This is a genomic window from Xenorhabdus thailandensis (assembly GCF_037996785.1).
GTDB lineage: Bacteria > Pseudomonadota > Gammaproteobacteria > Enterobacterales > Enterobacteriaceae > Xenorhabdus > Xenorhabdus griffiniae.
The window spans coordinates 13,063-37,013 of the sequence record NZ_JBBMXF010000004.1; the positions used below are offsets into that span (position 1 = coordinate 13,063).

The 23,951-nt window shown below is 42.9% G+C and carries 23 protein-coding genes; 4 read left to right on the forward strand and 19 right to left on the reverse strand.

The window, feature by feature from the left end:
- Nucleotides 1–23 precede the first annotated feature (23 nt).
- The 7 genes from AAC853_RS01080 to xseB form a co-directional block, all read right to left on the reverse strand.
- Nucleotides 24–1,025 (reverse strand): LacI family DNA-binding transcriptional regulator, encoded by a 1,002-nt coding sequence (locus AAC853_RS01080; RefSeq protein WP_340613423.1) that lies wholly within the window; start codon nucleotides 1,023–1,025, stop codon nucleotides 24–26.
- Nucleotides 1,026–1,154: 129 nt separating this feature from the next.
- Nucleotides 1,155–1,829 carry a helix-turn-helix transcriptional regulator gene (locus AAC853_RS01085; protein WP_340613425.1) on the reverse strand — a complete coding sequence of 225 codons (675 nt, stop codon included), beginning with the start codon at nucleotides 1,827–1,829 and terminating at the stop codon, nucleotides 1,155–1,157.
- Nucleotides 1,830–2,172: 343 nt separating this feature from the next.
- Entirely contained in the window at nucleotides 2,173–3,399 is a 1,227-nt protein-coding gene (locus AAC853_RS01090; RefSeq protein WP_340613426.1) for an MFS transporter, read from the reverse strand.
- Between the two features lie 17 nt (nucleotides 3,400–3,416).
- Entirely contained in the window at nucleotides 3,417–3,650 is a 234-nt protein-coding gene (locus AAC853_RS01095) for a 2OG-Fe dioxygenase family protein (protein ID WP_340613551.1), read from the reverse strand.
- A 34-nt stretch (nucleotides 3,651–3,684) separates the two neighbouring features.
- Nucleotides 3,685–5,550, reverse strand: a complete 1,866-nt coding sequence (gene dxs / locus AAC853_RS01100; protein WP_340613427.1) for a 1-deoxy-D-xylulose-5-phosphate synthase — start codon at nucleotides 5,548–5,550, stop codon at nucleotides 3,685–3,687.
- A gap of 108 nt (nucleotides 5,551–5,658) precedes the next feature.
- Nucleotides 5,659–6,591, reverse strand: a complete 933-nt coding sequence (gene ispA / locus AAC853_RS01105; protein WP_189758903.1) for a (2E,6E)-farnesyl diphosphate synthase — start codon at nucleotides 6,589–6,591, stop codon at nucleotides 5,659–5,661.
- Between the two features lie 4 nt (nucleotides 6,592–6,595).
- On the reverse strand, nucleotides 6,596–6,853 hold the full coding sequence (gene xseB / locus AAC853_RS01110) for an exodeoxyribonuclease VII small subunit (RefSeq protein ID WP_338883251.1): 258 nt from the start codon (nucleotides 6,851–6,853) through the stop codon (nucleotides 6,596–6,598).
- A gap of 254 nt (nucleotides 6,854–7,107) precedes the next feature.
- Between xseB and thiI the strand changes: the two genes are divergently transcribed.
- Nucleotides 7,108–8,556, forward strand: a complete 1,449-nt coding sequence (gene thiI / locus AAC853_RS01115) for a tRNA uracil 4-sulfurtransferase ThiI (protein WP_340613429.1) — start codon at nucleotides 7,108–7,110, stop codon at nucleotides 8,554–8,556.
- Nucleotides 8,557–8,697: 141 nt separating this feature from the next.
- On the opposite strand, the gene AAC853_RS01120 is transcribed toward thiI, so the two are convergent.
- From AAC853_RS01120 to panE, 3 genes are read right to left on the reverse strand one after another with little or no spacing between them, the layout of a single operon-like run.
- A complete protein-coding gene (locus AAC853_RS01120) occupies nucleotides 8,698–9,459 on the reverse strand; it encodes an IS5 family transposase (RefSeq protein ID WP_340613431.1) in 762 nt (253 codons plus the stop codon).
- 49 nt (nucleotides 9,460–9,508) lie between these two features.
- Nucleotides 9,509–10,123, reverse strand: coding sequence for a protein deglycase YajL (yajL, locus tag AAC853_RS01125; RefSeq protein WP_340613433.1), 615 nt, complete (start codon nucleotides 10,121–10,123; stop codon nucleotides 9,509–9,511).
- Nucleotides 10,086–10,997, reverse strand: coding sequence for a 2-dehydropantoate 2-reductase (panE, locus tag AAC853_RS01130; protein ID WP_340613435.1), 912 nt, complete (start codon nucleotides 10,995–10,997; stop codon nucleotides 10,086–10,088). Before panE ends, yajL begins: the two co-directional genes overlap by 38 nt.
- A 125-nt stretch (nucleotides 10,998–11,122) precedes the next feature.
- On the opposite strand from panE, the gene AAC853_RS01135 reads away from it, so the two are divergent.
- A complete protein-coding gene (locus AAC853_RS01135; RefSeq protein ID WP_189758908.1) occupies nucleotides 11,123–11,614 on the forward strand; it encodes a YajQ family cyclic di-GMP-binding protein in 492 nt (163 codons plus the stop codon).
- Nucleotides 11,615–11,694: 80 nt separating this feature from the next.
- On the opposite strand, the gene AAC853_RS01140 is transcribed toward AAC853_RS01135, so the two are convergent.
- The 9 genes from AAC853_RS01140 to AAC853_RS01180 form a co-directional block, all read right to left on the reverse strand.
- Nucleotides 11,695–13,062, reverse strand: coding sequence for an MFS transporter (locus AAC853_RS01140; protein WP_340613437.1), 1,368 nt, complete (start codon nucleotides 13,060–13,062; stop codon nucleotides 11,695–11,697).
- 141 nt (nucleotides 13,063–13,203) lie between these two features.
- Nucleotides 13,204–14,088: a heme o synthase gene (gene cyoE, locus AAC853_RS01145; RefSeq protein ID WP_340613439.1), complete on the reverse strand. Its 885-nt coding sequence runs from the start codon at nucleotides 14,086–14,088 to the stop codon at nucleotides 13,204–13,206.
- A gap of 12 nt (nucleotides 14,089–14,100) precedes the next feature.
- Nucleotides 14,101–14,433, reverse strand: a complete 333-nt coding sequence (locus tag AAC853_RS01150) for a cytochrome o ubiquinol oxidase subunit IV (protein WP_074019286.1) — start codon at nucleotides 14,431–14,433, stop codon at nucleotides 14,101–14,103.
- A complete protein-coding gene (locus AAC853_RS01155; RefSeq protein ID WP_338883243.1) occupies nucleotides 14,433–15,044 on the reverse strand; it encodes a cytochrome o ubiquinol oxidase subunit III in 612 nt (203 codons plus the stop codon). The genes AAC853_RS01150 and AAC853_RS01155 overlap by 1 nt, the downstream gene beginning before the upstream one ends.
- The gene (gene cyoB, locus AAC853_RS01160) at nucleotides 15,044–17,026 is read right to left on the reverse strand and encodes a cytochrome o ubiquinol oxidase subunit I (RefSeq protein ID WP_338883242.1); all 1,983 of its coding nucleotides are present in this window, start codon (nucleotides 17,024–17,026) and stop codon (nucleotides 15,044–15,046) included. The genes AAC853_RS01155 and cyoB overlap by 1 nt, the downstream gene beginning before the upstream one ends.
- A gap of 4 nt (nucleotides 17,027–17,030) precedes the next feature.
- Nucleotides 17,031–17,996, reverse strand: a complete 966-nt coding sequence (gene cyoA / locus AAC853_RS01165; protein WP_338883241.1) for a cytochrome o ubiquinol oxidase subunit II — start codon at nucleotides 17,994–17,996, stop codon at nucleotides 17,031–17,033.
- A 350-nt stretch (nucleotides 17,997–18,346) separates the two neighbouring features.
- On the reverse strand, nucleotides 18,347–19,114 hold the full coding sequence (locus AAC853_RS01170; protein WP_338883240.1) for a nucleoside-specific channel-forming Tsx family protein: 768 nt from the start codon (nucleotides 19,112–19,114) through the stop codon (nucleotides 18,347–18,349).
- A gap of 278 nt (nucleotides 19,115–19,392) precedes the next feature.
- The gene (gene ampG, locus AAC853_RS01175) at nucleotides 19,393–20,922 is read right to left on the reverse strand and encodes a muropeptide MFS transporter AmpG (protein WP_340613445.1); all 1,530 of its coding nucleotides are present in this window, start codon (nucleotides 20,920–20,922) and stop codon (nucleotides 19,393–19,395) included.
- Nucleotides 20,923–20,993: 71 nt separating this feature from the next.
- On the reverse strand, nucleotides 20,994–21,581 hold the full coding sequence (locus tag AAC853_RS01180; protein WP_340613446.1) for a lipoprotein: 588 nt from the start codon (nucleotides 21,579–21,581) through the stop codon (nucleotides 20,994–20,996).
- Nucleotides 21,582–21,830: 249 nt separating this feature from the next.
- Here AAC853_RS01180 and bolA point away from each other — a divergent pair, with 249 nt between their 5' ends.
- Nucleotides 21,831–22,154 (forward strand): transcriptional regulator BolA, encoded by a 324-nt coding sequence (gene bolA, locus AAC853_RS01185; protein ID WP_340613447.1) that lies wholly within the window; start codon nucleotides 21,831–21,833, stop codon nucleotides 22,152–22,154.
- Nucleotides 22,155–22,548: 394 nt separating this feature from the next.
- A complete protein-coding gene (tig, locus tag AAC853_RS01190; protein ID WP_338883235.1) occupies nucleotides 22,549–23,853 on the forward strand; it encodes a trigger factor in 1,305 nt (434 codons plus the stop codon).
- Nucleotides 23,854–23,951: the final 98 nt, after the last annotated feature.

Sequence of the window (23,951 nt, forward strand, 5' to 3'; positions counted from 1 at the left end):
ATGTAGCTTATTGAGATAAAAAGTCATTTAATTGAAAATACGGAATCTCTTATGACCAGTTCCGCTGAGAACATATTCATTTGTGGAGGTAGTTCTTTTTTGGCGCTGAGTTGTAATGCGAGGTTCGCTGCCCGTTGAGCCATTTGTTCGATTGGGTTGCGTACAGTCGTTAAGGTAGGGTAGAGATACCGGGCTGTAACGACATCATCAAATCCAACGATTGATAGTTGTTCAGGTAAGTTGATTTTCCGCCGATGCAGGTATTTCATCATACCGGCAGCCATAACATCATTGAATGTCACTACCGCAGTAAAGTTGATGCCACTGCTTAAGAGTTTTTCTGCTGCTTGTTCCCCACCTTCTTCATTAAATGGAACGCTAATAATCCAATTGCTAGGTACTGTGATACCCGCATTAGTCATTGCGGCATAGTATCCTTCTAAGCGGAGCCTTCTATCATCGATAGGTAAATTTGCCGTTACACAAGCAATTTTGCGATGGCCATTTTGGAGAAGATAGTTGGTTGCAGTTTGGGAAGCGCTGACATTATCTAACCAAATGCATCGGTTAGCGATGGCCGGGATATATCGATTGATAATCACTAACCCTGGAGTATGGGCTGCGTAACGTAATACATCTGCATCACTCATTCTGCTGATATGGGCAACGATTGCTTCACATCCTTGGTTGATTAAAAAGTTCAATGCAGATTTTTCGAGTTCAGCTTGATGCCCGCCACTACAAACCATGAGTTTGGCTTCTTTTTTTCGCGTAATTTTTTCAACTCCACGAGCCAAAAGGGAGAAAAAAGGATCAGCCAAATTACCCGTCAGTAAGCCCAGCATATTCCCACATCTTTTTGCCAATGCAAGCGCGGCAGAGTTACGACGGTAGTCGAATTCACGCATCGCTTTTTCTACCCGTTCACGGGTACCCGGCTCGACGTAAGCTGTATTATTAATAACACGGCTAACCGTGGCTACAGACACGCCAGCTCGATGTGCTACATCTCTCATAGTGGCCATGTTATTTCCTCGGCAATTATGTGAGATAAGTATGATGTGGGATCATATCCCCATTTATTTAAGCTTTTATGAAGGCTTAAATCACCTTTTTGATTAAGCGACAGAGGGTTTAGCACGCAGATATCCCCCTTAATATAGCAAAGCATGGTCTATGGATTTTAAATAGTTGGGTGGAATATAGAGATCATAATTATTTTTTTCACAAAGAGTTTTCAATTCAATAACTGAACTAATTGAGAATTTTTCATAGATAACATTAAAATACCTTTCCAAGGTACGATATGAGATTTTCAGCTCATTAGCAATGTCTTTATTACTAACGCCACGGCAAAACAAAAAAATGATCAACCATTCCTTCTCTGTCAATATATTGTTAGGCGGGTTAAGGTTAATAGATGTGGAAATATCATTTTTGATATAATAATGTACGGAAAAATGATTCATTTCTTTGGCATGGCCAATTATTCCGATGCACTGATTATTTTCATCCATTAATGGGTATTTTTCACAGAAATAGGGTTTGAGTTGTTGATCACTCTGTTGAAAATAAGCTCCAATAGATGATACTCGTTGCATCGATTGTAAAACCTTACGATCATGTTCTTCAAACAGATGAACAAGATGATTAAATGGTGTCCGTAACTCTTTTTCCGTATATCCTGTAACATCAAACTGTTCAGGTAAGTTATTTAACGTCATAAACGTTTTATTTGCATATATAAAACGGAGTTTATGATCTTTTACAAACCAAGATTCATGACTTTTATCCCACATATTTGTTAATTGAGGAGTGATTTGACTCATATATAACCTTCAATAATGATATTTTCTTTATTTTTCAAATTACTGCTTGGTTAGCTCCACTCACCCCTCAAGCATGTCCCTAATCACATAGCATAGTAGAGGCTGTTGATGCTTTAAGGTTACAATTCATTCTAGTAATCTGTGTGCTTTTGAATTGATCGTTATGGAAAATGTAACGAATTTATTTCAAATGGAATGTGAGAAGAGCTTGCTATTCATGTAACCGGTTTCATGGAGTGTAAAAATGTGACTTTCGTTGTTTTTTTGCCTTATTTATCACTGGAAAAAATCAGCACCGTAGAATTACATTACCAATCAGTGCTGATTATTTAATTTGTAATAATTACACTTTGCTTGTAGTAAAACGCTGTACCCACAACAAGATCAGTACTAATATTGTCAGTGGAAAGCCGTGGAATATCAGAATGACAATGGAAGGTGGTAGCCAAACATAAAACGGGGCAACCAGCAACATTCCTATCCCAAAGCCCGTCATCTGTAACAGCGTCAGTAAACTGAAAATTGGCAGACGTAAATTTTCCGGTTCACTTTGTGCCCGTGATATTAGGCTCACTTCCGCGATCCCATCCCCTATTCCTGCCCAGATGGCGAATAGCAGTAGCCAGAATACGCTGCTTTGCTGGAAAGTGAGGATAAACCCTGTCGACATCAGAGCAACACCGATAAAGAATAGTTTCTCCATCCTCAACAGGTTGCGGCTACGTAGCAGGTAACTCGCCAATCGCGCGCCTGCGAATTTTCCTATCGCCCATGTTGCCAGTAATAATCCCATTGTGGTACTGGCGTTATTGGGGGTAAGGAGTTTCGAAATGATGGGAAAACCGACGTTATGGGCAGCACTACCCAATGTATCTGCCAGACTGAGAAATAGCATACCTGCCAGCATGGGCGCACCGCGCAACCCGTGGCGCAATTCACGCCACTCGTTACCCAGTTCTCTCGATATTTTCAGCTCTGGCAAGGAGAGAAAACGAAGGGGCATAATCAGGATCGCAGCCAGTAGATAAGTCATGATATTGACGGTAAATACTATTTCATAACCACTGCTTGCGACCAAAAGCCCCGATACAAGGCTGCCAAATACGGCTCCCGTGGCGGCGACAGAGGTAAGCCAGGAATTAGTTGATATACGTTGGGAGGTATGAACCCAATATGGCAGTTGACTGTTTAGCCCGATAGCAAACATTGAATTGCCTAAGCCAATGCCGAAGGCGATCACGGGTAAAATCAGTAGCTGCTGTGATGTGGGGAGCAGCAATAACAGGGAGAGTACAATGACACGTACCAGATCAAAAAAGACCAGCGGCCATCGGCCTGTAAATCGTCTGAAAAAAGGGGTTCCGATCAAGCTGGCAATGATACCGCCAGCAACACGACAGGCAAGAAAAATACTGACGTGCATGACGCTATTACTGAGCAGATAAACATAAGTGGAGAGTGCTACCATATTCAGGAATGCACCAAAATCGGAAACGAATCGAGCACTAACGATTAATAAGGCATTAAGGCTAGACCAACGCAAAACCAAACTATTTTCCTGGCTTGGCATGATTATTCGCTCACTTATTATTTAGGGAATTGTCGGAAAGTTACCAGCAATAGATCCCGAAATTCTGTGTTTATATGAGATACTTGTCGAATACTGCTTGCTCGATGATAAAGTCGTTTATCATTTATTGCGAGTGTTTCAAGAAAATGTTCCAGTGCGATGTGTAGCAAGGGCGGCGCTTTATTGAGGAAAAATACTAAAATGGCCGAAGCAAGATTAAATTTTTTATAGGAAGTAAAATGGATGAATATTTAATAAAAACACCCATCCATTTTTTATTAGCAATTATTCAGCCAGATATTTCTCGATGTTATTTTGGATACCTGTCGCATCCAACCCTAAATCAGTATGAAGCTCTTGTTGTGTTCCTTGTGGTATAAAGTTATCGGGTAAACCCAGATTTAATACAGGAACTGACAATTTTTTCTGCATCACTAATTCGTTAACCCCACTGCCTGCACCACCCATGATGGCATTTTCTTCTAAAGTCACCAGCAACTCGTGGCTGGCTGCCATTTCCAGCACCAGCGCTTTATCCAGTGGTTTGACGAAACGCATATCCACAACAGTTGCATTCAGGTTTTCAGCCGCTTGCAGCGCATAGTCTAATAATGTACCGAAGTTAAGGATCGCAATGCGCTTTCCCTGACGACGGATTATGCCCTTGCCGATTGGCAATGTTTCCAAAGGTTGGAGTTCAGCACCTGTCCCTGTACCGCGAGGATAACGAACAGCAACAGGGCCTGCTTGATAATGATAGCCGGTATGTAGCATCTGGCGGCATTCGTTTTCATCGCTGGGTGCCATAATTACCATATTCGGGATGCAGCGCAGGAAAGAAAGATCAAAAGCACCTTGATGGGTTTGACCATCTGCACCGACAATGCCGCCACGGTCGATAGCAAACAAGACTGGTAAGTTTTGGATGGCGACATCGTGGATCACCTGATCATAAGCGCGTTGCAGAAAGGTCGAATAAATGGCAACGATAGGTTTGTAGCCGCCAATAGCCAGACCTGCGGCAAAAGTGACCGAATGTTGCTCGGCAATCGCGACATCAAAATATTGTTCAGGATATTCGCGGGAAAAGCGCACCATACCGGAACCTTCCCGCATGGCTGGAGTGATCGCCATCAGTTTTTTATCATATGCGGCTTCTTCGCACAGCCAATCACCGAAGATCTTGGAAAATGTCGGGCGAGTATCAGCACTTTTCGGCAAAGAACCCGTTGAAGGATCGAATTTGGGGACAGCATGCCAGCTGATAGGATCTTTTTCCGCTGGTGCATAACCACGACCTTTTTTAGTCATGATATGCAGGAATTGTGGTCCTTTCAGTTCGCGCATGTTTTTCAACGTTTGGGTTAGCGCCAGTACGTCATGGCCATCAACAGGACCGATATAGTTGAACCCAAGTTCTTCAAACAGCGTTCCGGGAACAACCATGCCTTTCAGATGTTCTTCCGTTTTTTTCAACAACTCTTTGATAGGCGGCAGGTTGGAAAAAACTTTTTTGCCGCCTTCACGTAGGGTTGTATACAGTTTGCCTGACAGAATCTGTGCCAGATGGTTATTCAATGCTCCCACATTTTCAGAGATAGACATTTCATTGTCATTGAGAATAACCAGCATGTCGGGATCGATATCGCCGGCATGGTTCATAGCTTCAAAAGCCATGCCCGCAGTAATGGCACCATCCCCAATGATGCATACCGTTTTGCGGCCTTGACCTTCGTGTTCGGCAGCAATAGCCATACCTAAGCCAGCGCTGATTGATGTGGATGAGTGGCCGACGCATAAAGTGTCGTACTCACTTTCTTCTCGCCAGGGGAAGGGGTGAAGGCCATTTTTTTGCCGAATGGTATTAATGCGATCACGACGTCCAGTTAAAATTTTGTGTGGGTAGGCCTGATGACCAACATCCCAGACTAAATTGTCAAAAGGGGTTTTATAAACATAGTGAAGTGCGACGGTTAATTCGATAGCGCCAAGGCCGGAAGCAAAGTGACCACTGGATCGGCTGACACTGTTCAGCAAAAATTGACGCAGTTCATCGCATAACTTTGGCAAGGTTTCTTTGGGTAGCAGGCGAAGCTCTTCTGGAGTTTCAGCCAATGCCAATGTTGGATATTTCGCTATATCAATGCTCATGCTATGCCTGTGTAAAATGCTATATCCGTTAGAAGTTGAATATTAAGAACCCTGTTATTATCAGTGTGTAATTTCTGGGTTCACCCCGTAAGGCGCTTTACCGGTTTTTTAGCTGTTTCTCTCAATGATAAAACCAGCCAATTTCTTCAAGGTTGCGGTGTTATATGACCGTTTTTCCAGCTCTGTAAGGGCGGCGAGCGCTTCTTCATACAGATCTCTGGCTTTTTGTTGGGCTTGCTCTAAACCCAATAATGCAGGGTAAGTATTTTTACCGAGTTGCTGATCATTGCCCTGACGCTTACCAATAACTTCAGTATTGCCAATGACATCCAAAATATCGTCATGTACCTGAAATGCCAGGCCGATGGCTTGGGCATATTGCTCCAGCAAAGGCAGCACTTCGCGGCCACGTTGTCCCGCACTATAAGCGCCCAATCGGACGGCTGAACGTATTAATGCGCCTGTTTTATGTTGGTGGATCTGTTCTAGTGAAGCAAGATCGATCTGCTTACCTTCAGCTTCCAAATCCAGTGATTGTCCACCACACATACCGGCAAAGCCACTGGCGCTTGCCAGTTCAGCGATCATAGCAAGGCGATCAGATAAGGTCACATTGGGCATATCCTGTTTTGCCAGGATCTCAAAAGCCAGAGATTGTAAGGCATCACCGGCTAAAATAGCCTGACTTTCACCAAATTTGATATGACAGGTAGGCTGCCCACGACGTAAATCGTCGTTATCCATTGCGGGTAAATCATCGTGGATCAATGAATAGGCGTGAATGCACTCTATCGCGATGGCTGCGGCATCAAGACTTGTTTTAGGGAGGCCAAATATTTCTCCCACGCTGTAAACTAAAAAAGGACGCAGCCGTTTTCCACCCAATACAGCACCATATTGCATTGCTGTACCTAATGGGCTGTTTAAAAAGGGCAATGAAGAAAATATTGCCATCAGTTTGGCATTAATGTGTTGCTGACAAGCACTCAGCCTTTCTTCAAAAGATTGCTCTTCAAAAAGAGCCTTATATTGTTCAGACATAAATTTACTCAGCGTCGGACGAAAATTCATCAAGAGGCGATTGTGCATCATGGTTTAGTAAAATTTGCACTCGTTGCTCCGCCTGTTGAAGCGTTTTTTGTCCTTGTCTTGCAAGTTGAATACCACGTTCAAATTCATTCAACGCATCTTCTAATGGGAGTTCCCCGGATTCCAGCCGAATAACAATTTCCTCTAACTCTTTAAGAGCGGTTTCGAATGCTGGCATTTGTTCGGTTGCTGATGTTTGATTTGCTTTAGGCATAATGACTTAACATATGGTTATTTAACGAATTACAGCAAAGCAAGTTCGTGACAGAATTGCTGAGTACCCTACTACACCAAGAAAAATAAATCATGTGTTACCACTATTTTTTTATAGTCGGTTTTTGCAGTCGATTTTTTACAGGTGATAAGCCAGATGGTGTTATACTCTGCGCCCTATCCAACTGAACACTTAAGAACAATCATTGATGTTGTTGATGAGAGTTCAATATTGAATAACTACTATATCTTATTATGAAGTTTATCATTAAATTATTCCCAGAAATTACGATTAAGAGCCAGACCGTCCGGTTGCGCTTTATTAAAATTCTTGCCAGCAATATCCGCAATGTGTTGAAGACCTTTGGAGAAGGCATTGCTGTGGTTCGCCATTGGGATAATATCGAAGTTCGGGTTAAGGATGATAACCTCGGTGCGGAAATTTGTGACGCGCTGACACGTATTCCAGGTATTCACCATATCCTGCAAGTAGAAGAGCGGGATTTTCGTGATCTACATCATATCTTTGAACAAACTTACGAAACTTACGGCCATTTATTGCAGGGTAAAACATTTTGTGTTCGCGTAAAGCGCCGTGGTAAACACAGTTTTACATCCAATGAAGTTGAACGCTATGTCGGTGGCGGCTTGAACCAGCATATTGAATCAGCCAAGGTGAAACTGACCAAGCCTGATGTCACTGTGAGTCTGGAAATTGATCAGGATAAGCTGATTCTGGTTAAAGCCCGTCATGAAGGGATTGGCGGCTTTCCTATCGGTACGCAGGAAGATGTCTTGTCATTAATTTCCGGTGGATTTGATTCCGGTGTTTCCAGCTATATGTTGATGCGTCGTGGCTGCCGTGTGCACTACTGTTTCTTTAATCTCGGTGGCGCAGCCCATGAAATTGGCGTAAAGCAGGTTGCCCATTATTTGTGGAACCGATTTGGCAGCTCGCATAAAGTCCGTTTCGTTGCTGTCAATTTTGAACCTGTCGTTGCTGAAATTCTGGAAAAAGTCGATGACGGGCAGATGGGGGTTGTGCTGAAAAGAATGATGGTCAGAGCGGCTTCTAAAGTTGCGGAACACTATGGTGTACAGGCGATTGTAACCGGAGAGGCTCTGGGACAGGTGTCTAGCCAGACTTTGACTAACTTAAGGTTGATTGACAATGTTTCAGATACGTTGATCCTCCGTCCCCTGATTTCCCATGATAAAGAACACATTATTAAGCTGGCTCGTGAGATTGGCACCGAAGATTTTGCCCGCACGATGCCGGAATTTTGTGGGGTTATCTCAAAAAGCCCAACAGTGAAAGCTGTTAAAGCCAAAATTGAAGCAGAGGAAAACAATTTTGACTTTGAGATCTTAGAACGTGTGGTTAGTGAAGCCCAAAATCTGGATATCCGCCAAATTGCAGAACAATCCAGTGAGCAAGTGGTGGAAGTGGAAATGGTATCTGCATTTTCCCTTAATGATGTGTTATTGGACATTCGTTCTCCCGATGAGCAGGATAATCGTCCGTTAAATATAGAGGGTATTGAAATTCAGTCATTGCCTTTCTATAAACTGGGCACGCAGTTTGGTGATTTGCCAAAAGAAAAAACTTATCTGCTTTATTGTGAGCGTGGTGTGATGAGCCGTTTACAGGCACTTTATCTGCGTGAACAAGGTTTCGGCAATGTGAAGGTGTATCGGCCTTAATTTGTTCTGAAAGCACAAGGCTGCTTATGGAACTGATTCCGATAGGCAGCCTATGTTGTATCTTTTTCCCCTTTATAGAGTGAGATAATTACTGGATATTTTGGTAATTATTAGAGTCTGTTGACGTTTTGTGTTCATCATTTATTCTGACCACATGGGTAGCCAGACGATGATAAATGCCAGTGCCACCATACTGGCATAATTCCGTGCTAATTTATCGTATCTTGTTGCGATTGCACGAAAATGCTTGATTCTGGCAAACGCATTTTCCACTAAATGACGATAACGATATAAACCCTTATCAATCTTTTTATCCGATTTTCGGCTATTGTTCCGGTAGGGAATGACCGGTGTCGCGCCTTTTCGTTTGACGATTTCCCTGAAAGCTTCACTATCGTATCCTTTATCCGCAATAACAAAATCTGAAGTTGGAGATTGTGCAAGGAGACTTTCAGCATGAACGATATCATGTGTTTGTCCCTCGGAAAGCTCAAAATGGACAGGAAAACCGTAACTGTCTACGGCTAAATGGATTTTGGTTGAGAGTCCGCCACAACTTTTACCTATGGCCTCATTCTCCTCTGAGGCGGCGCCCGCACTATGCTGATGTGCACGGATAATACTGCCATCAATAAACAACCATTCAGTATCCGTGTCTTCAGACAACATTTTGAATAATAAATCAAAAATGCCTTTTTTTGACCAAGCATTAAAACGTCTGAATACGGTGTTCCATTTGCCAAATTCATCCGGCAATTCACGCCATGGAATACCCGTTCTCATCCGGTAAAGAATGCCTTCGAAAGTCAGTCGGTGTTCCTCTTTATTGTAGATAAGCTCATTTTGTTGCATGAATAAAAATAGCTTATTCCACAAAGGAGCTGGTAACATAGTTCTTGGCATGATGTTCTCAAGGTAACGGTTTTTTGGCGAAAACAAGGATACCAGATCATCATGCCGTTCCAATTCCCCTCACAAAACATCCACAGCCCCTAATACCGGGGGGTAAGATGAGTTGCGCAGCAACTTCTGCGGCTTTTTCTTTTCCTTTCAACAATTCAATCAGTTTCAAGGCGAAGTCAAAAGCAGTAGCAGGCCCTTGGCTGGTCAGTAAATTAACCCTTTCGTCAAAATAAACCCGTTTATTAATCCATTTTTCTGGTGCAATCTTATCCTGCATACTGGGATAGCCAGTCATATTTCCGACAGGGAAAAGTTGATGATATTCCAATACGATCGCTGGGGACGCACAGATTGCTGCAATGATTTTGCCCTGACTTTGGGCGGTTCGAATTTTTTCCACTACGAGTAAGCTGTCACGAAAACATTCTGCACCTTTTATGCCTCCCGGCAGAATGATGGCGTCAAAATCTTCATCAACGACATTAACTAAGGGAACATCAGCAAGGATTTTGACGCCACGTGAGCAGGTTAAAGTGAGGGAACCATCGGATTCCGTACTGGCTACAGTAACCTTAACTCCCGCCCGAACAAGTAAATCAATTGTCGTGACAGCCTCGATTTCTTCACTACCGTGGGCGAGACAAATAAGGGCTGAAGCGCTCATATTCTTCCTCCTTGCGTTTAATATAATGATAAACAGCCGTATTTTCTTTGATTGGTAAGCCGTGAATGCGAGCTCTACGCATTAAAAAACCAGTGATGTAATCTATTTCTGTATGCCGCTGTGCCCGTATATCTTGCAGCATGGATGAGTAATTTTCAGCGGTTTGCTCAATCACGTCCATGACGTAATCAATCAATGTTTGTTTGGTTGTATGGATACTATCATGTTCCATAACCTGGTAAATTTCACCACATAATGCCTGAATTTGTGCCTGATGATGCCGTAACTCACCATTTTTGCAGTCATAAATGACGGTGAGGGGATTAATGACACAGTTGACGGCAAGTTTCATCCAACTGATAGCATGTATTTCATTGTGCCATGCTACATCGGGCAGGGCGCTGTGTAAAATATCGGCCAGATCGCTGAGTTTGGCGGCATTGGCTGTTATGGCGCCAATGTGAGTCATCCCTTGTGATTTATAATGCACAATGCCATTGCTCCGATAGGCTCCATGCGTAGTCACGCCAAGTAAAATAGGGTTTGATAGGGGCGCGAATTCTGTCTGGGTTCCCATTCCATTATGCAATAACAGGATTGGACAATGGGGGGGAAGTTTGTCAGCAAGGTGATTGACCGCGTCAGAAACTTGCCATGCTTTTAAACAAACGAGGAGTAACTTGCTTTCAGCAAGATGTTTTTCGTCGTTGGCAGGAAATTGTTGGCTAAAAGCCTGACCATTAAAGTTTTCAATCTGGACGGAAATAACAGGCTGTGGAACCCTTAGCCATCCTTGAACACTATGATCCTGTTGAGATAAGGCAGCAAGCCAAAGTTTGCCTATAGCACCACAGCCAAGAACGGTTATTTTCATATTTCTTCCTGATCTGAAAATAGGGCAATTACAAAAAGAGCGTTGGGCTTCCGAGTATAGAGCTTTTGCCAATAATGGAAAGCGGTTATCATGCCGATTTATTGATTAGCTGGAGGTGACGGGTAATGCCATCATTTGATATTGTTTCTGAAGTTGATATGCAAGAAGTGCGTAATGCAGTAGAAAACGCACAGCGTGAGTTAAGCAATCGTTGGGATTTTCGTAACGTTCCTGCGAGTTTTGAATTAAACGAAAAGAATGAATCGATCAAAATTGCCAGCGAATCTGATTTTCAGGTGAACCAACTCGTCGATATTCTGCGTGAAAAGTTCGCTAAACGTGGAATTGATGGTTCTGTAATTAATATTCCTGAAAATATGGTTCATAGCGGTAAAACATACAGTGTAGAAGCAACCTTGCTGCAAGGTATCGATACGCCGTTAGCGAAAAAGATCGTGAAGCTGATTAAAGACAGTAAGCTGAAGGTACAGGCCCAAATTCAGGGTGAGCAAGTGCGGGTAACAGGTAAGGCGCGCGATGATTTGCAAAGTGTCATGGCATTGGTTCGTGGTGCAGAATTGGGGCAGCCTTTCCAGTTTACTAATTTCCGCGATTAATTTCCGTCATTATCACCAAGAGTGAATAATTAATCATAGTACGGTGTCTGGTAACACCGTACTTGTTATAAATACTCAAGCTATTTATGGGATAAGACAAGTTGTTCTAACTGCTTGCGATTGGTTAGTTTAGTATCGACTTTGATATATGCACTGAGTTCTTCTGGTGCGATGACAACTTCTTTTACACCCGCTTGCGCTAATATCTTTTTCTCTAAAATCTCAGCATTGCTTAGTTGTTCTGGCAAAATAAGCCTGATGCTGCTGACATAGGGAGGCTGCTGTAAGGTCAGGCTGATAATAAACCAGAGTGCGGTCAGCGCGATGCCTCCCATAAAGACGAGTGATGCGCCTTGCCATTCGTAAAGTATCCCCCCAAGGAAGCCTCCCAATGCAACGCCAAGGAATTGACTGGTCGAGTAAACGCCCATAGCTGTGCCTTTGTAACCCGCAGGTGCTTCTTTACTGATGAGTGAAGGCAAGATAGCTTCCATGATATTAAATGCAAGGAAGAAAATTTGAATGCCTGCAAAGATCCCCCAAAGATGCGATCCCTGAGACCATAAAACAGCTTCGGCGATGAATAACATAGCTATACATAGCAAGAATACCTGTTTCATACGACGTTTTGTTTCTGCGTAAATAATGAAAGGCAGAACAGCGACAAAAGAGATAAGTGTCGTAATTAAATACACTTTCCAGTGTTGTTGTGGAGGAAAACCCACTTTTTCCATAATAAGGGGAAGGGCAACAAAGCTCGACATCAATAAGGTATGCAGGCAGAGAATACCAAAATTGAGTTTGATGAGTTGGGGATCGAAAAGCACACGTTTGAAGCTGCCGCGCGCGATACCTGATTCACGATTTAATAAATGCTTGTGTGTATTGGGTACAGCAAACAAGGTGATAAGTATTCCGCAGCAAGCCAAGATTGCAATTGCTCCAAATAGGCCATTTAAACCGATTTGGTGGGTGATAATAGGGCCGACGACAATTGCAAAGGCGAATGTAATGCCAAAGCTAATGCCGATAAATGCCATCGCTTTTGTTCGATTCTGCTCACGAGTCAGGTCTGAAAGTAATGCCATAATAGCAGCAGATATTGCTCCCATACCTTGCAAGGCTCGCCCGATAATAATTCCCCAAATAGAGTCGCTTAAGGCGGCAATAACACTGCCTAATGCAAAAATGAGTAGCCCGCCGATGATTAAAGGTTTTCTGCCAATTTTGTCTGAAAGAAGCCCAAATGGGATCTGGAATATTGCCTGTGTTAAGCCGTAGATGCCAATGGCAATTCCGATAAGCGCTTCAGTTGCATCATGTAACGCTAAACCATAGGTCGTCAGAACCGGCAGAACCATGAACATGCCTAACATGCGCAGAGAGAAAACAGAACCTAAGCCCCATGTTGCCCGAAGTTCAAGCGGAGTCATTTTATTATCGTTCATGGATACCTCAAAAAAATCTGGTATGACATTTCAATTAAGTGAGAGCAAACGCATAAAGAAGCGTTTGTGACCAAATAAGTTGTCACTGAATAGAGATAAAAGAAAGGAAAAAGATGGCAGGGTTACCCTGCCATCTAAATATTACCAGACGTAAGTCAGTAGGTTTTCTGGAGATGCTGTTGAATCTACAGACATCATGACGCTTAATGACATGATAGCGACAATAGAAAACAGAAATAACTTACGGGCCCAAATACGGTCATTAGAGGTTTTATAACCTGATAATGCCATACCTAACCACCAGATGCTCACTGCGGCAGCGACGATAAGGTATTTATAACCCGCATAACCACTGATGGTCAGCATCAATGTGGCAACCATGAAGGCCAGAATATACAAAGTGATGTGGTTTTTCGCGACGGAAATACCTTTAATCACCGGTAATACTGGGATGTTAGCCGCTTGATAATCTTTGAACCGAAAAATAGCAATGGCGTAAGAGTGGGGCATTTGCCACAGACTGAAAATCAGCAACAAGATTAACGCGCCTGTATCGAAATGCCCTGTTACTGCACAGTAACCAATCACGGGAGGTGCTGCGCCTGACAAGCTACCAACCAGCGTGCCATAAACAGATTTTCTTTTCATGTAGAGGCTATAAACCCCGACATAAACGATAAACCCGATGAGAGCTAACTGCATTGCTAAGACATTGGCTGCTACATAGAGCAGCACTATGCCAACAATACCTAACACTGAGGCGTAAATCAGGCTGATTTTCGGATCGATAAGTCCTTTCACAAGGACCCTTTCTTTCGTTCTTTCCATGATACGGTCAATATCGCGGTCGATATAGTTGTTGAATACACAACCGGATGCTACCACCAGCGATACCCCGACCATCGTTGCAAAGAACAAGGGGTAATCTATTACGCCCTTGGAAGCGAGTAGAAAACCACCAATCGCAGAAATTAGATTTCCGAAAATAATTCCTGGCTTGGTCACTTGCAGGTATTGCTTAATCATTCAAATCAACCCTTAATCAACCATCATATTGATGTTCAGGTTGTACATAATCCACAGGGAGCCAACAACAACGATAGCGATGACCACTAATGTGAATATTAAGGCAACGAGGTTCCAACGTTCTTCAGACGATGTATTCATGTGCAGGAAGCAGATGAAATGAACAAAAATCTGAATAACAGCCATAGCAACTACTGTCACCAGTATTGTGCTGTGTGAAGCAGTGCCATCCATCACCATCCAGAATGGGATCACGGTCAGTATGACTGACAGAACAAAACCAATTAGATAGGTTTTGAAGCTACCGTGGCTTGCGCCGGAATGAGAAGTATTTGGATGACTCATTACATAGCTCCCATCAGATAAACGACAGTAAATACACAGATCCAGACAACGTCAAGGAAGTGCCAAAACAGGCTCAGGCAGTTCAGACGCATACGGTTCATATCAGTCAGGCCACGGCGTGAAACTTGAATCATCAGGATGACGATCCAAATTAGGCCGAAGGTTACGTGCAGACCGTGAGTAGCAACTAGTGCGAAGAAGGCAGACAGGAACGCACTACGATCAGGACCAAAGCCTTCTGTGATCAGTTTATGGAATTCATAAACTTCCATTGAAACGAAGCCAAGGCCAAATAGGAAGGTAATGAATAGCCACAAATTAACCTGACCAACTTTACCTTTGTTCATGCCCAGCATGGCGAAACCATAGGTGATACTACTAAATAGTAGCAAGAAGGTTTCTACCAGTACAAATGGCAGTTCAAAAATATCCTTACCAGATGGACCACCCGCAGTGCCGTTAACCAACACTGCATAGGTAGCGAACAGACTTGCAAACAGAATCAAGTCACTCATCAGGTAGACCCAGAAGCCGAATATCTTGTTGGCCCCTGTATCGTGGTGCCCATGAGCATCATGGGCGGCTGTGTTGTTAAGGGTTTGAGTCGACATTATTTCACACCTGCCTTTCTCAGATCTTCATAACGCTGATTTTCAATTTTTTCGATTTCAGCTACAGGAACGTAATAATCAACGTCTTCGTCAAAGCTTTTCACGATGCAACTGATGATGATGCCAGCGAAGCTTGCAATAGCCATCCACCAGATATGCCAAGTCAAAGCAAAGCCTAAGGTCAGACAGAAAGCACTGATGATCACACCTGCGCTGGTATTTCTAGGCATATGAATTTCTTCATATTTCGTAGGTTGTCTATATTCAGCGCCTTTTTCTTTGATATCCCACCATGCATCACGAGTCTGAATGTGTGGAACTTCCGCAAAGTTATAGAATGGAGGTGGAGATGAAGTTGACCATTCAAGAGTACGGCCACCCCATGGATCACCTGTCAGATCACGGTTTTGGTTACGGTCACGGATACTGACGTAGAACTGGATAACTTGACACAGAATACCCAAGGCGATTAAGACTACGCCACCCGCGGCAACAACCAGCAGAGGATGGAATTCTGGGTTGATATCCTGGCTCAGACGGCGAGTCATACCCATGAAGCCCAGCGCATACATCGGCATAAAGGCAATGAAGAAACCAGTGATCCAAAACCAGAATGCACGGACACCCCATTTTTCATTCAGTGTGAAGCCAAATGCTTTCGGGAACCAGTAAGTTGTACCTGCGAAACAGCCAAATACCACACCACCGATAATAACGTTATGGAAGTGAGCGATCAGGAACAGACTGTTATGCAGAACGAAGTTTGCGCCTGGTACAGCGAGTAGAACGCCGGTCATACCACCAATGGAGAAGGTAACTAAGAAGCCAACAGTCCACAGCATTGGAGTTTTGAATTCAATACGACCACGGTACATGGTAAACAACCAGTTGAAGATCTTAACCCCAGTTGGGATAGAGATAATCATCGTGGCGATACCAAAGAAGGCGTTGACGTTCGCGCCAGAACCCATGGTAAAGAAGTGGTGCAACCAGACAATGAACGACAGGATGGTAATAACGATTGTTGCCCATACCAATGAAGTATAACCAAACAGGCGTTTTTTCGAGAAGGTTGCAGTGACTTCGGAGAAAACACCGAAGACAGGTAGAACCAGAATGTAAACTTCAGGATGGCCCCAAGCCCAGATCAGGTTGATGTACATCATCATGTTGCCGCCCATATCGTTGGTAAAGAAATGGGTGCCCAGATAACGATCCAAGGTTAGCAACGCGATGGTTACTGTCAGGATTGGGAACGCAGCAATAATAAGGATGTTGGTGCACAGTGAAGTCCAGGTGAAGACTGGCATTTTCATCATGGACATACCTGGTGCACGCATGCGCAGGATGGTCACAAAGAAGTTAACACCGGTCAACAATGTACCGACACCAGAGAGCTGAAGACTCCATATCCAGTAGTCAACACCGACTCCTGGGTTGTACTCCAGACCAGATAGAGGTGGATATGCCAACCAGCCGGTTTGTGCAAACTCACCTACACCCAGAGAGATATTGATTAGTGCGACACCAACAACAAATAACCAGAAGCTCAAAGAGTTCAAGAATGGGAATGCAACGTCGCGTGCGCCGATTTGCAGAGGAACAACAATGTTCATCAGACCGACGACGAAAGGCGTCGCCATAAAGAAGATCATAATAACGCCGTGGGCGGTAAAGATCTGATCATAATGGTGTGGGGGCAGAAAACCGGCTTCACCAGCGGAAGCTAGGGCTTGCTGTCCACGCATCATGATGGCGTCAGCGAAACCACGGAGCATCATCACCATGGCAACGACGATGTACATGACACCAATTTTCTTATGGTCAACGCTGGTTAACCATTCACTCCACAGCCATTTCCATTTACGGAAATAAGTCAAGGAACCAACAACCGCCAGTCCCCCAATCAAGATCCCAAGTAATGTCACCACAATAATGGGTTCATGTAATGGGATCGCATCCAGTGTTAATTTTCCCCACATGCCTTTATTCCTCAACACCTGAATGAGCCGGCTGACTCATATTCATATTATGATCTGCAGCTTCACCATGTTCTGTTTTGCCGTGACCAGCCATACCATGCATACCACCATGGCCCATGTCACCCATGAATTTGGCGATAGTCTCTTGGAACAGTTTTGGTTTCACGCTTGAGAAGTATTCAACTGGATTGTTTTGGCTAGGTTTAGCCAAGTCATTGAATGCTTGTACGGTATCCAGGGTTTTCGGTGATGCTTTCACTTTCTGCACCCACTCTTCAAAACCTGCACGATCATCAGTTGCTGTTGCAGTGAATTTCATGCCTGAAAAACCATGACCACTGTAACTTGCTGAGAATCCATTGTATTTACCCGCTGAGTTAGCAATCAGGTGCAATTTTGTCTGCATGCCCGCCATTGCATAAATCTGACCACCCAACTGTGGGATGAAGAAAGAGTTCATCACAGAGTCTGAGGTGATTTTGAAGTTAATTGGAACATCTTTCGGGAATACAATTTCGTTTACGGTTGCGATACCCTGTTCCGGATAGATGAACAGCCATTTCCAGTCAAGCGAAATAACTTCAATCGTCACCGGTTTTACATCACTGTCTAATGGCTTATAGGGATCGAGTGCATGAGTTGTTTTCCATGTAATCGTTGCCAAAGTGATGATAATCAGGATAGGCACAGTCCAAACGACAAGCTCAATTTTATTTGAGTGTGCCCAGTTTGGACGATAAGTTGCAGATTTATTGGTTTCTCGGTAACGTAAGGCAAAAACAATTGCCATTACAATAGCCGGTATAACAACGATCAGCATTAAACCGAACGCTGTCAGTATCAGCGTTTTTTGTTCGACGCCGATTGCTCCTTTGGGATTCATCAATACCATATCGCAACCACTTAGCATTAAAGTGGCTGCGAGTAATGACGATAACCCAATAGTTTTTTTGTATTTCATAAGTCTCATTGAGCGACCCCAGATAACAAAAGCTTTATTGTCGTTTCATCAGTGCGGGCATTCTACGGTAAGGTTACCGGAGTGTAAACAATTGTAATAGAAGCAGGTTGGCTTGTAGGCTTTTTATGTTAGAGGGATCACATGTAATTCTAAATTTAACAAAACGTTAATTTCGGCTGGTTATTTTAACCAAAAAATCAGAATTGACAATTAATTTCAAATAACACTCTATTTTAAAAAGAAAAAAGTTGATAATAATCAAATAAAAACTCTCAAAACAGGCTTTATTATCGATGAGATAACTATTATTTATCGGTTTTAGTGAGCAGCATCAAGCTACTCACCGATTAAACTAATTATTAGAAGTTATATTTCACACTATAAACAATACCATCCTGCAAGAAGTCTTCCCCTAGTTTGTTATCCGCATAGCGGTATTGTACTCCAGTTGTAAAAGAAGGATGTGGAGTCCACCATAATGCAATAGCGCCATTAATGCCTTTACGTCCGCCGTTACCGTAGCGTTCATTGCGATTCAATTCAATTTCATTCCAGTTTGTAACACTGAATTTTTGTTCCCAAAGATTGAAATCGTATCCTGCAACCCAGCCTACGACATAACCGTTATTTCCTGAATAGAAAGTTTGGTCAACATAATGCAATGCGACAAAAGGCTTGAACCACAGGCCAGCAATATTAGCGTTATAGCCTAATCCATAGAGTGTATTAACTTCATGGAAGTTTCCACCGTTTGCTTTTCCTGGTAATGAATAGGTTCCATAAACATGACCATAAAGGTTGAAACCTGTATCACCCAAATAGAAACGGCCTGTTGTCTTGAAAGTATAACGTTGGTTATCACCCGGCTGAGCTGTTTTACTGTTAAAAGGATTCTCTAGATCAGCGAAGCCATAGAGTTCGCCCCAGCTAAATCCTGCTCCACCTTCCAGTTCTAAATAAGCAAAATCATCCTTATGTGAGGTTTGTCCAGTCTTATGAGTGGTATGTTTGCTCCAGTCAAGGTAGTTCATGCTGACATTGCCAAATCCCCACTGGTATTCCGCGCTAGCTGAAGCAGAAACTAAGGCTGCGGCAATTGCGGTGAGTGTCAAAATACGTCTTTTCATAAATTCCCTTTATATAATTTTAAGGTGGTTAACGATATTTCGAATAATTCGAAATAATATGCATTCAAATAATAATATTTGTTAGTTCAAATATAAATAATCTCACTTTGAAAAAAATGTTTTTCAGGCTACCTAATTGTAGGTTTTTACTCTTCTTGTGAAGTTTGTCACTATATAAACCCGATAAGCCAGCAATATAAACTGGTAACAGAAGGCTGAGCTGTGTCAACCTTCTGCTGTAGGCAAGTGCGAAAGGGGCGTTGAATGGGAACAGTAACCTAAGTGAGCTTACTTTTCTTCAAAGCCAAATAATCTAGTATTCCACCTAAAAGAAAGCCCAAGGTTCCAATGATTACACTCCAGGATAATAGTGGAGATATCCACTCACTGATTTTATGCAGATATAGCATGTATTCTGACGATATCGTGTATACCAGAGACACTAAATGAATGATGATAAATAGTACGCTATTGATAATTAACCAAACTATGAATATCAGGGCGGACAATATCATTATCGTGAAGGCAAATTTATAAGCGTTTTTGAATAGTGTTCGAGGTAGAAAATCATCATTTTTCTCGGTGTAAGTCAGTGTCTTACGGCAGACGAACAACAACACGAGCCCCGGTAATCCGACAATAACAGAAAATAGATAAAACATTGGCCAACCATAGGATTCTGCAAACCATCCTGCTACTGGGCCAACATAAACTCGGCCAACTGCTGATAATGCAGAAAGCAACGCGAATTGTGTTGCTGAAAATGATTTATTACATAAGGTCATTAGAAGAGCAACAAAAGCTGCTGTTCCCATGCCGCCACAGATATTTTCCAGAAAAATCGCAGCCCCCATTAGGTAGATATCTTTAGGGGTAACCGCAAGTATCCAATAACCGAAGTTTGAAACAGTTTGGAGAATGCCAAAGATCATCAAGGCACGAAACAAGCTCAATCGATGCATCAAGTAACCGCCGTACAATGCACCGACAATGGTTGCCGCAAGTCCGAGAGTTTTGTTGATCATACCGACTTCAGCCGGACTGAAACCAGCACCACGGATAAGGAAAGGTGTGCTGAGTGAGAGAGCAAAGGCATCTGCCAGTTTGTACAGTACAATCAATAGCAGGATAAGCCAGGCATTGTTACGGCTGAAAAAATCAAACAATGGTTCGAATACTGCCTGATGTAATGTTTTTGGTGGTGCTATATTGATTTCTGGTTCTTTGGCTTTAAACGTGGCATATACACCGATCAGCATCAGTCCAGCCATAACCCAATACATACTTTGCCAGCCAATATAGGTGGTAAGTAACAAAGCTAATCCACCAGAAACCAGCATAGCCAACCGGTAACCCAATACGGAAATGGCGGCACCTGATCCGCGTTCTTCTTGTGATAACAAGTCGGTTTTGTAGGCATCAAAAATAATATCTTGGGAAGCTGAAAAGAATGCAATAGCAACAGCCAATGCAGCAAGCCACCATAAATGCTGGGAAGGTTGAAGGAACCCCATTGCTGCAATACTGACGATCAATAAAATTTGCGTAGTGAGCATCCACCCTCGTCGGCGACCTAAAAAGGAGGGGGTATATCGATCCATTGTGGGCGCCCAAAGAAACTTAAAAACATAGGCTTGACCAACCAAAGTGAAAAAACCGATAGTTCGGATGTCGACGTTTTCAACGGTCATCCATGCTTGTAGTGTTCCAGCCGTGAGGGCAAGAGGCAGACCTGAGGCAAAGCCCAGTAATAGAAGGGTTCGATAGTTGCGTAATGCAGACAGGTTTAAATAACGGTGGTTAGTCATGGGCCTCCCAAAACTTTCTGCATACTATCTAATTTTGTCAGAATTAGGCAGAAAGTTTGTTCATTATCCTATTAGTGGACGTTTTGTTTGATAAAGGTGCTGATTGACGCATCCTGAGCCATATCTGCAATTACATCAGATAAGACAGTATTGACTGCGTCAGCAATTTTTGCGTTTGTTGCTGCTAATGGTCCTTGGGCATTGTAGCTGGTACGATAGTTTTTAATTTGTTTACTACCGTCTTGAGCATAAGCAATGATAGAGATTTCAGCTTTGGTTGAAATCTCATGACGCAGACTACCTTCTTTCACATCAGCGTAGAGTTGATTAACAATGACCTGCAGGTTGGCATTAGCAGGAGAGCCTATCATATAGCCGCGAGCCACCATTTGTTTTTCTAGCGCTTCTTGTAGTAAGAAGCGTAAATCACGGGAAGGAACCAAGGTGACTAATCGTGCATTACGGTTAATTTGGGCCAAGGCTTGAGATTGACGATGGTCGACCCCACTAATACTGACTGTGATCGCTTTCATGGTTGGATCTGCTGGTGGCAGGGTAATTTTGGGTTGAATGGCTAATGTATTACCTGAGTCTGCACAGCCAGATAACCCAGATAAAAAGAAAAGCGTGATCAATGGAATAAATATTTTCTTTAGCATTTAGGTTTTCTCAATTCAAGATTCGGATATTCAATACTAATACAGGTAGTTTAAACCGCTGTAATCATAGCATCGCCATTGGTAGCGGCATATCCCTGATGATTGAAACACAGTTTGAAATATCGTGAGAAATACCTGACATAAATACTGTTAAAGCGATTTGGTTATCCCGATGTTATAAGTTACGGGAAATAAACTAGAATCAATGATATGGTTGATAAATAACCTTTGGTGATTTAGGAGAGTGGGATGGTTCGTCAAGAAATAGAAACAAAGTTACAGGCGGCATTTAAGCCTTCTCATCTGGAAGTGACCGATGAAAGTTATCGTCACAATGTGCCAGCGGGTTCTGAAAGCCATTTTAAAATTGTTATCATAAGCAATGAATTTGTTGAACAAAGAATGCTTAGCCGTCACCGCTCAGTATATAGTGTCTTGGCTAAAGAATTAGAGGAAGGTGTACATGCATTGGCTCTTCATACTTATACGGAGAAGGAGTGGACAGAATTAGCAGATACTATTCTGGTTTCTCCGGCGTGTCGAGGCGGAAGTACAACGACATCAACTTTATGATTTTTCGAGTTAATCTCATAGCTTGTTTGTCTCTATTTTATTAATCTGGATTTAATTTTAGCTAGCAGCCTTTGGGCTGTATTTTTGTTTATATGCATATTGCATAAGCAGTATCATCATAAACAATATTATGACGCAGTCATTGAGCAACGTTTATCACATAAGTCAACGAATCATGCAGGCTTTTGTCTGCAATTCTCGACTCATACTGTCTGCGCCGCTATAATGCTGCGTCTAAATTTTTAGAATGGTTTCGGGACGCTTCTGATCACAGGGATTCTCGGTTTTTAAATGCGACCGCCCCGGTTCTTAAAGAGTACTGCAATCAGCTTTTTTCAAGCCTTGCAGCCGTTCTGAAGTTGACCGAGCACTATGATTTTTTTGAGGTAACAAGATGCAAGTTTCTGTTGAAACCACTCAAGGCCTTGGGCGTCGTGTGTCAATCACCGTTCCTGCTGCCGATATCGAAAAAGCAGTTGACAGTGAACTGGTTAATGTAGCAAAGAAAGTCCGTATCGACGGCTTTCGTAAGGGCAAAGTCCCAATGAAGATCGTTAAGCAGCGTTATGGCGCTTCTGTTCTTCAAGATGTTCTGGGTGATTTGATGCAGCGCAATTTCATCAATGCGATCATTGAGCAGAAAATCAATCCAGCAGGTGCACCAAGCTACAAACCTGAACAGTTTAAAGAAGGTGAAGACTTCGCTTACGCAGTTGAGTTTGAAGTATATCCAGAAATTGAACTGAAAGGTCTGGAAGAAATCGAAGTTGAAAAACCTGTTGTTGAAGTAAAAGATGCAGACGTTGACAACATGCTGGAAACGCTGCGTAAACAGCAGGCAGATTGGAAAGAAACCGATGAAGCAGCGACTGCGGAAGATCGTGTCACTGTTGATTTCACAGGCTCCATTGATGGTGAAGAATTCGAAGGCGGTAAATCAACTGATTTCGTTCTGGCAATGGGACAGGGTCGCATGATCCCAGGTTTTGAAGACGGTATCGTTGGTCACAAAGCAGGTGAAGAATTTACTATCGATGTGACTTTCCCAGAAGATTACCATGCAGAGAACCTGAAAGGTAAAGCTGCGAAGTTCGCGATCAGCTTGAAAAAAGTTGAGCAGCGTGAATTACCGGAGCTGACTGAAGAGTTCATCAAGCGCTTTGGTATTGCTGATGGTACTGTTGAAGGTTTGCGTGCTGAAGTTCGCAAGAATATGGAACGTGAACTGAAAAACGCTGTTCGTAACAACATCAAAACTCAGGTTCTGGATGGTCTGGTTAAGGCTAACGAAATTGAAGTTCCTGCGGCTGTTGTTGATAGTGAAATCGATGTACTGCGTCGCCAGGCTGCTCAGCGTTTTGGCGGTAGTGAAAAACAAGCCCTGGAACTGCCACGTGAACTGTTCGAAGAGCAGGCTAAACGTCGTGTTGTTGTTGGCTTGCTGTTAGGTGAAGTTATCAGCGGCAATGAGCTGAAAGTCGAAGAAGATCGCGTTACTGCGTTGATTGAAGATATGGCTGCAGCTTATGAAGATCCGAAAGAGGTTGTTGAATACTACAGCAAAAATAAAGAAATGATGAACAACATTCGCAACATTGCTCTGGAAGAGCAGGCTGTTGAATTTGTTCTGAGTAAAGCGCAAGTTTCTGAAAAAGAAACTGGCTTCAATGAACTTATGAATCAAAATCAGTTGGCATAAGTTTCATTTATTGATTACCTGAGATGATAAAACCTCGATTCTCAATGAAGTGAACTAAAGTAAACCCGCAGGCTCTGCTTGCGGGTTTTTTTATTTTT

Bases quoted from the DNA above. Each gene is read 5' to 3' on its own strand.
- ampG (WP_340613445.1), bottom strand. From the start codon at position 20,922: ATGACTAACCACCGTTATTTAAACCTGTCTGCATTACGCAACTATCGA.
- cyoB (WP_338883242.1), bottom strand. From the start codon at position 17,026: ATGTGGGGAAAATTAACACTGGATGCGATCCCATTACATGAACCCATT.
- AAC853_RS01140 (WP_340613437.1), bottom strand. From the start codon at position 13,062: ATGAACGATAATAAAATGACTCCGCTTGAACTTCGGGCAACATGGGGC.
- ispA (WP_189758903.1), bottom strand. From the start codon at position 6,591: ATGTCTGAACAATATAAGGCTCTTTTTGAAGAGCAATCTTTTGAAGAA.
- AAC853_RS01135 (WP_189758908.1), top strand. From the start codon at position 11,123: ATGCCATCATTTGATATTGTTTCTGAAGTTGATATGCAAGAAGTGCGT.
- yajL (WP_340613433.1), bottom strand. From the start codon at position 10,123: ATGAGCGCTTCAGCCCTTATTTGTCTCGCCCACGGTAGTGAAGAAATC.
- tig (WP_338883235.1), top strand. From the start codon at position 22,549: ATGCAAGTTTCTGTTGAAACCACTCAAGGCCTTGGGCGTCGTGTGTCA.
- dxs (WP_340613427.1), bottom strand. From the start codon at position 5,550: ATGAGCATTGATATAGCGAAATATCCAACATTGGCATTGGCTGAAACT.
- cyoA (WP_338883241.1), bottom strand. From the start codon at position 17,996: ATGAGACTTATGAAATACAAAAAAACTATTGGGTTATCGTCATTACTC.
- AAC853_RS01150 (WP_074019286.1), bottom strand. From the start codon at position 14,433: ATGAGTCATCCAAATACTTCTCATTCCGGCGCAAGCCACGGTAGCTTC.
- AAC853_RS01170 (WP_338883240.1), bottom strand. From the start codon at position 19,114: ATGAAAAGACGTATTTTGACACTCACCGCAATTGCCGCAGCCTTAGTT.
- AAC853_RS01080 (WP_340613423.1), bottom strand. From the start codon at position 1,025: ATGGCCACTATGAGAGATGTAGCACATCGAGCTGGCGTGTCTGTAGCC.
- AAC853_RS01155 (WP_338883243.1), bottom strand. From the start codon at position 15,044: ATGTCGACTCAAACCCTTAACAACACAGCCGCCCATGATGCTCATGGG.
- xseB (WP_338883251.1), bottom strand. From the start codon at position 6,853: ATGCCTAAAGCAAATCAAACATCAGCAACCGAACAAATGCCAGCATTC.
- thiI (WP_340613429.1), top strand. From the start codon at position 7,108: ATGAAGTTTATCATTAAATTATTCCCAGAAATTACGATTAAGAGCCAG.
- AAC853_RS01090 (WP_340613426.1), bottom strand. From the start codon at position 3,399: ATGCCAAGCCAGGAAAATAGTTTGGTTTTGCGTTGGTCTAGCCTTAAT.
- bolA (WP_340613447.1), top strand. From the start codon at position 21,831: ATGGTTCGTCAAGAAATAGAAACAAAGTTACAGGCGGCATTTAAGCCT.
- cyoE (WP_340613439.1), bottom strand. From the start codon at position 14,088: ATGATTAAGCAATACCTGCAAGTGACCAAGCCAGGAATTATTTTCGGA.
- AAC853_RS01085 (WP_340613425.1), bottom strand. From the start codon at position 1,829: ATGAGTCAAATCACTCCTCAATTAACAAATATGTGGGATAAAAGTCAT.
- AAC853_RS01180 (WP_340613446.1), bottom strand. From the start codon at position 21,581: ATGCTAAAGAAAATATTTATTCCATTGATCACGCTTTTCTTTTTATCT.
- AAC853_RS01120 (WP_340613431.1), bottom strand. From the start codon at position 9,459: ATGCCAAGAACTATGTTACCAGCTCCTTTGTGGAATAAGCTATTTTTA.
- panE (WP_340613435.1), bottom strand. From the start codon at position 10,997: ATGAAAATAACCGTTCTTGGCTGTGGTGCTATAGGCAAACTTTGGCTT.